We start from the raw sequence: 12,218 nt of genomic DNA on the forward strand, positions 1-12,218 counted from the left end.
GGAGGACACCATGGCCCATGCAGCCCTGATGGAGGCGCTCGACCAGCGGCGGCAGAAGGCTGCCGCCATGGGCGGCGAGGCCAAGCTCGCCAAGCGCCGCGAGCGCGGTCAGCTCAATGCGCAGGAGCGCCTCGATGCGCTCGTCGATCCCGACAGCTTCTTCGAGGTCGGCCTGCTCGGCGCTTCGGGCGTCTTCGAGGCCGATGTGGATGCAACGCCGCGTGACGGCAAGCTGACCGGCTTCGCTCGTATCGAGGGGCGGGACGTCGGCGTGGTGGTCAACGAGTTCACCACCAAAGGCGCCTCGACCAGCGCCACCAACTCCAAGAAGATGGGCTACATCCGCAAGACCTGCACCGAGCGCGGTCTGCCCTTCGTTCATATCGGCGAATCCACTGGCGCACGGTTGCCCGATGCCATGGGCTCCAAGGGCATGGGCCAGCTGCTCGGCAACGACGTCACGCAGTTCAAGCGCATGCGCGACACGCCTTGGGTCGCGGCGGCGCTCGACACCTCCTTCGGCTCCTCTGCCTGGCTCTGCTGCTGCTCCGATTTCACGGTGATGCGCAAGGGCTCGATCATGTCGGTGTCGAGCCCGCGCCTTGTCTCCATGGCGATCGGCGAGAAGGTGGATCTGGAGGAGCTCGGCGGCTGGCGCATCCATGCCGAGCAGACCGGTCTGATCGACCAGTTCGTCGATACCGACGAGGAGGCGATGGCCGCCATCCGCACCTTCCTCTCCTACATGCCCTCGCATAATGGCGAACTGCCGCCGGAGGCGCCGGTCAGCGAAGGTTCGGGCGAGAACCAGGAGGCGATCCTCGACATCGTCCCGGAGAAGCGCACGCAGGTCTACAACATGAAGAAGATCATCGAGCTGATCTTCGATCGCGGCAGCTACTTCGAGATGAAGCCGCGCTTCGGCAAATCGGCGACGGTCGGCCTGGCGCGGCTGGAGGGCAAGGTCGTCGGCGTCATCGCCAACAACCCGCAGGTCGGCGGCGGCGCGCTGTCGGCGGAGGCCTGCCGCAAGATCATCGAATTCACCGTCCTCTGCGACTCCTTCAACGTGCCGATCATCCGGCTGATGGACACGCCGGGCTTCGTGGTCGGCACGGACGCCGAACGCCGCGGTGCCCCCGGCCACATCATGAACTTCATGAACGCCACCTGCATGACCACGGTCCCGCAGGTCACGGTGATCTGCCGCAAGGCCTATGGCCGCGCCTATGTCGCCATGGGCGGCGGCGCGCACAACGACGCCATGATCGCCTGGCCGATGGCCGAGGTCTCCTTCATGGATCCGGTCTTCGCGACCTCGATCGTCCACAACAAGACCCCTGGCGACGAAGGCTTCGAGGATGCGCTGGCGCACATCCAGAAGAACCTCGAGGTCTGGGACATGGCGCGGATCTTCTCCGCGCAGGACGTGATCAAGCCGCAGGAAACCCGCGCCTATCTGGTTCGCATGCTCGACATCCAGCGGCGCCGGCGCACCGGCGGCGTCGGCCAGCATCTGATGCGCACCTGGCCGACGAGCTACTGAGGAGAGCGGCAATGAACGTCCATGACATGAAGCTGCCGGCTCAGCTGATCGCCAAGGCGCGTGCCGAGGGGCGCAGCGCGCTGCCCGAGGGCGACGGCAAGGCGCTGCTCTCCCATTTCGGCATCCGCACGCCGCAGTCCGTAGTCGTGCGCGACGCTGCGGAGGCGAGGGTCCGCGCGGCCGCGATGACGGGGCCGTTCGTTGCCAAGGTGGTCTCGCCCGACATTCTCCACAAGTCGGATGCCGGCGGCGTCAGCCTCCATCTGGCCGACGGTGATGCCGTCGCGGCCGCGATAGAGCGAATGGCGGGGTTGCCGAAGATCGCCTCCGCCCGGATCGACGGCTGGCTGGTGGAGGAGATGATACCAGCCGGCCAGGAGATGGTGATCGGCGCGCTGCGCGATCCGCAGTTCGGCCCGATGGTGATGGTGGGGCTCGGCGGCATCTTTGTCGAAGTGCTGCGCGACGTCGCCTTCCGCATCTGTCCCGTCACGCAAGCCGAGGCACGCGACACGCTGGCGGAGCTGAAGGGCGCGGCCCTCCTGCGCGGCGCCCGCGGTCATGCGGCCGTGGACGAAGCCGCCTTGGTCGATGCGATCCTGAAGATCGGCGGCGAAGATGGTCTGCTGATGACCTTGTCGGACGAGATCGCGGAGGTCGACATCAACCCGTTGATCGTGTCGGGATCCGGCGCGGTCGCGGCGGATGCGCGCTTCATCCTGACCCCGGCGGTCGAGCCAGGAACAGACGCAGACGCGGACGTATCCCGCCGCTCCGCGCTGGACGAGTTTCGCCCGCTGTTCGAGCCGCAAACCGTCGCGGTGCTCGGCGCCTCCACCAAGGATGTCGCCATCGCCAACACCTTCATCCGGCGGATGAAGAGTTTTGGCTATGCCGGCGAAATCTATCCGATCCACCCGCAGGCCGACGAGATCGAGGGCTTCAAGGCCTATCCCTCGCTGGCCGAGACGCCGCGGCCGGTCGACTACGCCTATGTCGCCATCGGCGCCCAGCGCATCCCCGATGCGCTGCTGGCGGCGGATGGCCGCTGCCGCATTGCGCAGGTCATTTCCTCCGGCTTCGGCGAGGTGGAGGAGGGGCGCGAGCTCGAACGGGAGCTGATCCAGAAGGCGCGGCAGGCGAAGGTGCGTGTGCTCGGGCCGAACTGCCTCGGCACCTACTCGCCGCGTGGCGGCCTGACCTTCCCCTCCGATGCACCGACGGAGGTCGGGCGCATCGGCGTCGTGTCGCAGTCCGGCGGCCTATCCACTGACATCGTCAAGCGCGGCCAGTGGCGGGGCCTGCGCTTCAGCGGTCTCGTGACGATCGGCAACAGCGCCGACGTCAAGCCGCACGAGCTGGTCGAATACTATCTCGACGATCCCCAGACGGACGCCATTGGCATCTACATGGAGGACGTGAAGGAAGGGCGTGCCTTCTTCGATCTCCTGCGTTCGGCCAAGGCAACCAAGCCGGTGGTGATCCTGAAGGGTGGCCGCTCCGCGCAGGGGCGGCTTGCGGCGGCCTCCCACACCGGCGCGCTTGCCGGCAGCGACAGCGCCTGGACGGCGCTGGAACAGCAGGCGCCCGTCCTGCTCGTCTCCACCGTCGATGCCTTCATCGACACGCTTCTGATGCTGCAGCATGCGACGCTGCGGCCCGAGCGCCCGACCAAGGCCGTGACGCTGTTCGGCAATGGCGGCGGCTCCAGCGTCCTTGGCACCGACATCTTTGCCGAGGTCGGCCTGGACGTTTCGCCCTACGGGGACGCGGCACGCTTGCCGCTGGAAGCCATGAAGCTGCCGCCCGGCACCAGCGTCGCCAATCCGATCGACACACCCGTCCGCACTCTGCAGGAGAAGGATGGCTGGGTCGCCGGCGAGATCCTCGACATCGTCTATGACAAGGCGCAGCCGGATGCGATCGCGATGCATCTCAATCTGGCGGCCTTTGTCGGCCGGGGCAGCGTCGATCCGATCGACAATCTCTTTGCCGTCGTGGAGGAAACCCAAGCCAAGTGGCCCGGCCGGGCCCATTTCGCCCTGGCGCTGCGGACCGATGGCTCGCCGGAGCTCGACGAGCGCCGGCGCCGCTACCGGGAAAAGGCGCGGGCGGTGAACGTCGCCGTCTTCGACGAAATTCCGGCCATGGCGCGTGCGCTCGCCGGCGTCGGGCATCTGGAGCGGCGGCTTGCCGCCCGGAAGGATCCCTAGGCCGCAGTCTCGGCCGGTGAAGGGGGCTCGACCGCGTCGAGCCCCGTCCGCTGCATGAAGGACCGCTGCTGTTCCGGCGAGAAGTAGGCGAGGCGCAGGTCGCGCAGATAGGGGCCGAACTCGGCATCGATCTGCGGCCCGAAGCGCGCGAAGATCTCTGCCATGTAGTAGTCGTGCCGGATCAGCGAGCCGGCCATGGTAACCACCGGGCGGCTGCGCGTCGTGGCGGCCGTCACTTCCTTGTCGAAGGCCGCCGTCAGCATCTCCTCGTGATCCACCGCCAGTGTGAACAGGTTGTCGGCCGTGCCCATGCGCACGCCGTTGCCCTCATGAATGTAGACCCGACAGTTCTCGGTGAAGCGGAATTCATCGGCATCGAAGCCGAACAGGACGATCAGCGTCTCGACGCCACGTTCGGCGGCGGCGCGGATCGCCTCCTTGTGCCGGCGCAGCACATCGTCCGCCGCCTTGATCCAGAGCGTACGACGGCAATCGTTGATCAGCGCGGCGATGCGGTCATGCACGGCCTCGTCGCCCTGCAGAGTCCACACATACTGGTCGTCGCGCGCCGGTGTCAGGCTCGACAGGCGGTCGGCCAGCGTCGAGCAGAGCGAGCGGGTCTGGCGCGAGATCGTCTCGAGAAGCTCCTGCGGATCGGCCGGCACGTATCGCACCGGGTTCTCGTTGACCGGCAGCACCGCACCGCGCTGCGCCAGGGCGTCGAGCGCATGGTAGGTGTTCGGCCGCGGAACGTTGGAACTCTTGGAGATCTCGTAGGCGGTTGCGGGGCTCTGGCGCAGCAGCTGCACATAGACGCGCGCTTCGTACTCGGTGAAGCCGAGCCGCTTCAGGTCGACCACCAGATCGCTGCTGGCTGTCTGCGTGACCGCGAGTTTGCCTGCCATGCCCGTCTCCTTCACTGCTTCCCGATGTAGCAGCTTCGCCGGGCGCAACCAACGTCCGGCGATGGAGGGCGTCGCGGATGCGACGGCTTCAGGCTGCCAGGAGCCGCGCCTTTTCCGCTTCGATGAAGCCGGTATGGACGTCGCCGGCGGCAAAATCCGGATCGGCGAGGCAGGCGAGGAGGAAGTCGCGATTGGTGCGGATGCCCTCCACTTCGACCGCGCGCATCGCAGCGATCGCACGCTGGCGGGCAGCGTCGCGGCTCTCGCCCCAGACGATGATCTTGGCGATCATCGGATCATAGAACGGAGTGACCGTATCGCCCTCGCGATAGCCGCTGTCGATCCTGAGATCGGCGGCGGCGGCCGGCAGAGCGAAGCGCGTCAGCGGGCCGGGCGAGGGCATGAACATCTTGGCCGGGTTCTCGGCATAGAGACGGCACTCGATGGCGTGCCCCTTGGTGCGGATCGCGTCCTGATCGACCGGTGCGAGCTGGCCGCGGGCAAGATCGATCTGCCAGGCGACGAGATCGACTGAGGTCACCATCTCGGTCACGGGGTGCTCGACCTGAATGCGCGTGTTCATCTCCAGGAAGAAGAACTCGAAGCTCTCGGCATCGACGATAAACTCGACCGTTCCGGCGCCGGAGTAGCGGGTGGCGCGGCAAAGGTCGACGGCGGCCTTCGCCATCGCCTGGCGCACGTCCTGCGGCAGACCCGGGGCAGGGCTCTCCTCGATCACCTTCTGGAAGCGGCGCTGCAGCGAGCAGTCCCGCTCGAACAGGTGCACGGCCTTGCCATTGCCGAAGCCGAAGACCTGGATCTCGATGTGGCGGGCCTTCGGCACGAAGCGCTCCAGGAACACGGCGCCGTTGTTGAAGCTCTTCTCGGCCATCGACTGCGTCGCCGCGACGGTCTCGACGAGCTTTTCGGCGGTGTCGACGCGGCGCATGCCGATGCCGCCGCCGCCGCCGGCCGCCTTCACGAGCAGCGGGTAGCCGACTGTCTCGGCAGCTTCGAGAAGACCGTCGGTGTCGCCGGTTTCGAAGCGGCGCGATCCCGGCACGACGGGCACGCCAGCTGCCTGCGCGAGCATGCGCGCCTGCTGCTTGTCGCCCATCGCCCGGATGGTCTCCGGAGCCGGTCCGATCCAGGCGAGCCCCGCGTCGATCACCGCCTGGGCGAAGGCCGCGTTCTCGGACAGGAAGCCGTAGCCGGGATGGATGGCATCGGCGCCGCTGTCGCGCGCTGCGGCGAGAACGGCGTCAACCTTGAGATAGCTTTCCCGGGCCGGCGCCGGCCCCACGAGCACGGCTTCACCTGCCGCCTTCACATGCGCGGCGTCCCGATCGGCTTCCGAATAGATCCCGACGCTGGCGATGCCGAGCCGCTCGCAGCTGCGCATCACCCGCAGCGCGATCTCGCCGCGATTGGCAACGAGAACCTTGCTGATCTCCGGCATCCGTCTCAGGCCTCGATCCTGGCGACGACGGTGCCTTCGGTCACCGTATCACCCTCTGCCACCAGGATCTCGACGAGACGCCCATCTTCAGGGGCAGCCACCGGAATCTCCATCTTCATCGATTCCAGGATCAGGATCGCACCATCCTCCTCGATCGAGTCGCCGACGCCCACGACGATCTTCCAGACATTTCCGGTGATTTCGGTCTTCACGTCGACGATGGCCATGCCGATGCTTCTCCCTGTGTCATCTCGTGTTCGCGACTTTGCGTCTTGACGTGCAGCATAATCCGCCATGATAGTAGCTGCAATAGCAACAACTAAAATGCCGATGGGAGGAACGACCGTGCCGAGCTACGAGGAGTGGAAGGGCAAGACGCTCGAGCTGGAGGAGCGCTGCGACGCCTGGCCGCTTCGTGCGCTGCAGGCCCTTCTTGATCGCAGCAGCGAGGTTGAAGAGGGCGCTCCGATCCTGCCGCTCGCCCACTGGGTCTACTTTCCGCCGCTGGCGCCGCAGTCGCGGATCGGCTCCGATGGTCATCCGCAGCGCGGCGACTTCCTGCCCCCTCTGCCGCAGCCGCGCCGCATGTGGGCGGCCAGCGACATCAGCTTCCTCGCCCCGATGCGCATCGGCCAGCGTCTGAAGAAGATCGCTCGGATCGACGACATCGCGGAGAAGTCGGGAAAGTCCGGCACGCTGGTCTTCGTCACGGTGAGCAACCGCTACGAGGCGAACGGGCAGGGGCTTCTGGAGGAGCGGCAGACGCTGGTCTACCGCGACGACCCGGCACCCGGCGAAGCACCGCCGCCGCCAAAGCCGGCGCCCACGAACGCCGCCTGGAGCCAGGAGGTCGAACCCGACCCAGTGCTGCTGTTCCGCTACTCCGCGGCGACCTTCAACGGCCACCGCATCCATTACGACGCGCCCTATGCCAGTTCGGTCGAGGGCTATCCGGCGCCGGTGGTGCACGGGCAGCTCACGGCGACGCTGATGCTGCTCGCCTGTCTCGACGCCAATCCGGGTCTCCAGCCGCGGCGCTTCTCCTTTCGGGCGGTCCGGCCGATCTTCTCCGGTGACCGCTATTTCGTGGAGGGGGCGCCGGCGGAGGAGTCGGGCACCTTCAAGCTATGGGCGCGTGATGCCGACGGAGCGCTGGCCATGACGGCCGACCTGGAGGCAACGTCGTGAGCGGGGCTCGTCCGCTGGCCGGCCGCCGCGCGCTCGTCACGGGTGCCTCGCGCAATATCGGACGTGCCATCGCGATCGCCTTCGCGCATGCAGGTGCCGACGTCGCGGTGGGAGCCCGCACATCCAACGCCGATCTTGCCGAGACTGTCAGCCTCGCGGCCGCCGAAGGCGTGCATGCCGTGGCGGTCGCCGGCGATCTCTCGACCTCGGCGGGAGCAGGTGAGGTGGTCCAGAGCGCTGCCGCAGCGCTCGGCGGGCTCGACATCCTCGTCAACAACGCCGCTTTGCGCGCGGATGCGCCGATCGAGGAGATCGACGACGAGAGCTGGGCTCGGATCCGCTCGAGCATCCTCGATGCGAGCTTCTTTTCCATCCGCGCGGCCTTGCCCTTCCTGCGCCAGAGCGCGTCCGGCGCCATCATCAATATCGGCGGTGTCGCAGCCCATGCCGGCGTCGCCGAGCGCGCCCATGTCGCGGCGGCGAAAGCCGGCGTCGCCGGGCTGACGCGCGCCGTCGCCGCAGAGCTGGCGGCTGACGGGATCACCGTCAACTGCGTCTCGCCGGGGCGGATCGAGACCGCGCGCCAAGGCCATGTTCCCAAGCACTTCATCGAGCGGCCGACACCGCTCGGCCGCGGCGGCGAACCGGCCGAGGTCGCGGCACTCGTTGCCTTCCTCGCCGGCCCTGATGCGCGTTATCTGACCGGCCAGACCGTCCACCTCAATGGCGGCTGGTACATGGGCTGAACTGAGCTTTGCGACGTAAGGGAATTTAGTTGCATCAATAGCAACTACAGTTCAGTATCGTCACGTGAAGGAGTGGTACCGTCTGGCGGACCGATCCGACCGATCATCCGCCCGGCAGGCCGACAGCGCTCATCAAGAGGCGCGGGCATCTCAAGGGAGGACTGACAATGCGACATCTATTAAAGCGGGCGGCGCTGTGCGCAGCCATCGCGCTGATGCCGTTCGCTGCGCGAGCGGAATACCCGGAGCAGCCGGTTCGCTACATCCTGCACGTTTCGCCCGGTGGAGCGACAGACGTGATGGCGCGGCGACTCGCCGTCGAGCTGGAAAAGCAGCTCGGGCAGCCCTTCGTTGTCGAGAACAAGCCGGGCGGCCGCGGCGCCGCGCAGCTGGCCGAGATCACCAAGGCGGCTCCGGATGGCTACACGATCGCTTCCGTCACGTCGACGCATATCGGGGCGCTGAACCAGACCCTGAAGCAGTACAAGATCGACAGCTTCGACTGGATCGCACGTCTCGCCAATGAGCCCTACCTCGTCGTGGTACCGGGCAGCAGCGACATCAAGACCATGAAGGACCTCGTCGCCAAGGCGAAAGCCGCGCCCGGCAGCATCCGCATGGCCGGTTTCGTGCGCGGGTCCGGCGGGCACTTCGCCTGGGAACTGATGGCCAAGTCCGCCGATCTTGACTCCAAGTCGGTGCGCTGGGTGCCCTATGACAGCGTCGGCGATGCCGTGACGGCAACGCTCGGCGAGCATGCCGACGCGGCGATCGCCTATGTCGACCTCGTCAAGAACTATGTCGCCGCGGGTCAGATGCGGGTGATCGGCATCATGGCCGATCAGCGCGTGCCGCAGCTGCCCGACGTTCCGACGCTGAAGGAGCAGGGCTTTGCGGCCGACACCTCCTGGCAGCAGATGCGCGGCATCATCGGTCCGAAGGGTATGCCGGACGACATCAAGGCCGAGCTCGCAGACGCGGTGCAGAAGTCGCTGCAGGCGCCGGAGATGCAGGAATACTTCAAGGAGTCGTCGCTGCAGAACGCCTTCCTCGGGCCCAAAGAGTTCCCGGCCGAGGCGCAGCATGAGGACGAGGTCACCAAGGCGATGATGCGCGATCTCGGAATCGCACAATGAACGCGGCTTCGCAGCCGCTCACCCTTCCGGGGGAGCCGGATGCGGAGGAGGGCGCCAGCACGCTGGCGCCCGCACCGACGCTGATCTTCCGCCGCGACTGGGGCGACCTTCTGGTCGGCGCCGCCATCCTGGCGGTTGCCGCCTGGTTCTTCGTGAGTGCGGGCAGTCTTGAGGATTATTCCGGCGAGGGCATCGGCGCGGCCGACTTCCCGCGCGGCATCGCGGCTCTGCTGGCCCTCGGCATCGCCGTAATCGGGGTCGGCGCGCTGCGGCGCCTGGCAGCCGGCACGGCGCATCACCTTGTGGAGATCCGCCGCTACGGCCATGTCGCCATCGGGATGCTGCTGCTGCTGGTCTTCCCATGGCTGATGACGGCCTTCGGCTACTACGTCGCCATGGGTGTGTGGCTTGCCGCCTTCCTCGTCCTCTGCGGCATCCGTCACCCGCTCCACGTCGCTGCCTACGTCGCGGGCTTTCTCCTCTTCACCAAGCTCGTCTTCGAGATGATCCTGGGGACGCCGCTGCCGTGAGGATGTCATGCTGAACGGATTTCTCGTCGGACTGCAGTCCTTCACCTCCTTCGCCGTGCTTGCCGGCCTGTTCGGGGGCGTCATCGTCGGCTATCTCGTCGGCGCCCTGCCGGGCCTGTCCGCCGGCGTCGGAATGGCGCTCCTGATCCCCTTCACCTTCGGCCTCGACCCGGTGGTGTCGATCGTGATGCTCGTCACGCTCTACATGGCCTCGGAATATTCCGGTGCGATCCCGGCGATCCTCGTCAACACGCCGGGCGAGCCGTCGTCGGCGGTGACCGCGCTCGACGGCTATCCGATGCGCATGCGCGGCGAGGCCGGCCAGGCCCTGACTTTGTCGATCCTCGGCTCGGCCGTCGGCTCCGTGCTGTCGACCATCCTGCTCGTCCTCACCGTCAACTGGATGACGGGCGTCGCACTGGCCTTCGGCCCGGCGGAGTATTTCGCCCTGGCGGTGCTGGGCCTCAGCCTCGTTTCGACGCTCTCGGGACATTCCGTCATCCGAGGCCTCGTTGCCCTTCTTTTCGGCCTGTTGCTGACGACGATCGGAACGGACCCTGTGGATGGCATTCCCCGCTTCGTCTTCAACGAAGGGCTACTCGGCGGCATTCCCTTCATCTCGGCGCTGATCGGCCTGTTTGCCCTCTCCGAAGTGCTGGAGATGCTTGAGACGACGGACGAAAAGCCGATGCCGCTAAAGGCGATGAGCGGTGTGCTCGGCCAGTTCAGCCTGTTGAAGCCGCATGTCGGCAACATGGTCCGCTCGACCTTCATCGGCTACATACTCGGCGTCATCCCGGGCGCCGGCGCGACGATCGCATCGCTGACGGCCTATGCTGTGCAGCGCCGCGTGTCGAAGACGCCCGAGACCTTCGGCAAGGGCAATCCCGAGGGTCTGGTCGCGGCCGAGACCGCCAACAATGCCTGCATGCCGGGCGCGCTGGCGCCGATGCTGGCGCTGGGCATTCCCGGCAAGGCGTCGACCGCCGTGCTCGTCGGCGCGCTCGCCATCCATGGCGTCCAGCCGGGACCGCTGATCTTCGCGCAGCATCCGGAAATCCCGTACTCGGTCTATATCGCGCTGCTTGTCGGCATGCCGTTTATGGTGGCCCTCGGCCTCTTCGGCTCGCGTCTCTGGGTGAAGCTGACGCTGATCCCGCGCGGCGTCGTTGCGGCGATCGTCTGCGCGACCTGCCTGCTCGGGACCTTTTCGGAGGCGAACGACATCTTCTCGATCTGGGTGGCGGCCGTCTTTGGCATCGTTGGCTATGTGCTGCGCAAGCTGGACATCGAGCCCGCACCGATCGTGCTGGCCTTGGTGCTCGGCTACATGATGGAGTCGAACTTCCGCCGCGCGCTGGTCGGATCAGGTGATGACTATGCCGTCTTTGCCACCAGCCCGATCGCGGCGGTGTGCCTCGTTCTCGCGCTGATCGTCTTCGTGCTGCCTCTCACCGGCGCGATGCTCTTCAAGCGGCGGCTGGCAGATACCCTGCCGACGGCATGAACGACCATCGGATAGGTGGCCGGACCCGGCTGCCTATCCGGTGGTGAACGGTAAGATGCCTGTCTACTCGATGCTGAACGGGAAGTACTTCGCGTTGATCATGTCGTAGGTTCCGGCGGCCTTGATGTCGGCGAGCGCTGTGTTCAGCCGCTGCCGCAGATCATCGTCGCCCGGGCGCAGCGCAATGCCGGCCCCGGCCCCGAAATAGGTGGTGTCTAGCAGGTCGGCGCCACGGAATTCGCAGCACTGACCGGCTTTGGTGTTGGTCAGCCAGTCGTAGATCGCCAGCTTGTCTTCCAGGATGATGTCGACGCTGCCGTCAGCCAAGCCCTTGTAGAGATCCGGCGATTCTGGGAAGACCGTCACCTCCGAGCCGGCTTTATAGAATTTGTCGACGAAGGCGGCCTGAGCCGTCGCTTTGGTGACGCCGATACTGACGCCTTTCAAGGTCTCGGGGTTGACCTCACTGATGCCGGAGCCCTTGCGCGCGATGAATATTGACGGGCTGTTGTAGTAGACGTCGGTGAATGCCACCTGCTTGCGACGTTCTTCGCTCATCGACATCGACGATACGATCACGTCGTAGCGCTTGGCCAGAAGCCCGGGGATCATGTCCTCCCACTTCTGGATCACGAACTCACAGGTCAGGTGGGCGCTTTCACACAGTGCATTGGCGATGTCGACGTCGAAGCCCTGCAGCTTCTGCTGTGCGTCAAGATAGTTGAAGGGTGGAAACGCACCTTCCACCGCAACCTTGACTGCGAGGTCGCCCTCGGCCGCCGCAGCGGGCAAGGCTGCGGTCAGGAGGCAGGTGCAGGTCGAAAGGAGTCTCAGCCAATTTCGCATCGCTTTGCCAGCAAGGTGCATCGGGGTCGCCTTCGTGATCGGGTGCGGACTGACGCAAGAGAAGGTCGTCTAAGTTGATGATAAAATAATGAGGACGTAGAATTAAATTCAGGTAAAACTTATGAAAAACCATTGCTGTCCG

The 12,218-nt window shown here is 66.1% G+C and carries 11 protein-coding genes; 7 read left to right on the forward strand and 4 right to left on the reverse strand.

The window, feature by feature from the left end; translation table 11 throughout:
- The first annotated feature begins 10 nt into the window (after window positions 1-10).
- Together C0R46_RS03055 and C0R46_RS03060 are read left to right on the forward strand one after the other, a co-directional pair.
- Window positions 11-1,546 (forward strand): acyl-CoA carboxylase subunit beta, encoded by a 1,536-nt coding sequence (locus tag C0R46_RS03055; RefSeq protein WP_102958090.1) that lies wholly within the window; start codon window positions 11-13, stop codon window positions 1,544-1,546.
- Between the two features lie 11 nt (window positions 1,547-1,557).
- Window positions 1,558-3,759 (forward strand): acetate--CoA ligase family protein, encoded by a 2,202-nt coding sequence (locus tag C0R46_RS03060; protein WP_102958091.1) that lies wholly within the window; start codon window positions 1,558-1,560, stop codon window positions 3,757-3,759.
- Here the strand turns inward: C0R46_RS03060 and C0R46_RS03065 are convergent.
- The 3 genes from C0R46_RS03065 to C0R46_RS03075 form a co-directional block, all read right to left on the reverse strand.
- Window positions 3,756-4,664 (reverse strand): TrmB family transcriptional regulator, encoded by a 909-nt coding sequence (locus C0R46_RS03065; protein ID WP_102958092.1) that lies wholly within the window; start codon window positions 4,662-4,664, stop codon window positions 3,756-3,758. The two genes, C0R46_RS03060 and C0R46_RS03065, sit on opposite strands and share 4 nt — an antisense overlap.
- An 88-nt stretch (window positions 4,665-4,752) precedes the next feature.
- On the reverse strand, window positions 4,753-6,123 hold the full coding sequence (locus C0R46_RS03070) for an acetyl-CoA carboxylase biotin carboxylase subunit (protein ID WP_198598222.1): 1,371 nt from the start codon (window positions 6,121-6,123) through the stop codon (window positions 4,753-4,755).
- A 5-nt stretch (window positions 6,124-6,128) separates the two neighbouring features.
- A complete protein-coding gene (locus tag C0R46_RS03075) occupies window positions 6,129-6,350 on the reverse strand; it encodes an acyl-CoA carboxylase biotin carboxyl carrier protein subunit (protein ID WP_102958093.1) in 222 nt (73 codons plus the stop codon).
- Window positions 6,351-6,468: 118 nt separating this feature from the next.
- Here C0R46_RS03075 and C0R46_RS03080 point away from each other — a divergent pair, with 118 nt between their 5' ends.
- From C0R46_RS03080 to C0R46_RS03100, 5 genes are all read left to right on the forward strand, one after another.
- Window positions 6,469-7,311 (forward strand): HTD2 family dehydratase, encoded by an 843-nt coding sequence (locus tag C0R46_RS03080; protein ID WP_102958585.1) that lies wholly within the window; start codon window positions 6,469-6,471, stop codon window positions 7,309-7,311.
- The gene (locus C0R46_RS03085; RefSeq protein WP_102958094.1) at window positions 7,308-8,057 is read left to right on the forward strand and encodes an SDR family NAD(P)-dependent oxidoreductase; all 750 of its coding nucleotides are present in this window, start codon (window positions 7,308-7,310) and stop codon (window positions 8,055-8,057) included. Before C0R46_RS03080 ends, C0R46_RS03085 begins: the two co-directional genes overlap by 4 nt.
- A gap of 167 nt (window positions 8,058-8,224) precedes the next feature.
- Window positions 8,225-9,193, forward strand: a complete 969-nt coding sequence (locus tag C0R46_RS03090) for a Bug family tripartite tricarboxylate transporter substrate binding protein (RefSeq protein ID WP_102958095.1) — start codon at window positions 8,225-8,227, stop codon at window positions 9,191-9,193.
- Entirely contained in the window at window positions 9,190-9,723 is a 534-nt protein-coding gene (locus C0R46_RS03095) for a tripartite tricarboxylate transporter TctB family protein (RefSeq protein ID WP_102958096.1), read from the forward strand. Before C0R46_RS03090 ends, C0R46_RS03095 begins: the two co-directional genes overlap by 4 nt.
- A gap of 7 nt (window positions 9,724-9,730) precedes the next feature.
- Window positions 9,731-11,230 (forward strand): tripartite tricarboxylate transporter permease, encoded by a 1,500-nt coding sequence (locus C0R46_RS03100; RefSeq protein ID WP_102958097.1) that lies wholly within the window; start codon window positions 9,731-9,733, stop codon window positions 11,228-11,230.
- A 63-nt stretch (window positions 11,231-11,293) separates the two neighbouring features.
- Here the strand turns inward: C0R46_RS03100 and C0R46_RS03105 are convergent, their stop codons facing one another.
- The gene (locus tag C0R46_RS03105) at window positions 11,294-12,076 is read right to left on the reverse strand and encodes an ABC transporter substrate-binding protein (protein ID WP_425349857.1); all 783 of its coding nucleotides are present in this window, start codon (window positions 12,074-12,076) and stop codon (window positions 11,294-11,296) included.
- Between the last annotated feature and the right edge of the window lie 142 nt (window positions 12,077-12,218).

The sequence above is a fragment of the Mangrovicella endophytica genome, from assembly GCF_002893625.1.
GTDB classification, from domain to species: Bacteria; Pseudomonadota; Alphaproteobacteria; order Rhizobiales; family Rhizobiaceae; genus Mangrovicella; species Mangrovicella endophytica.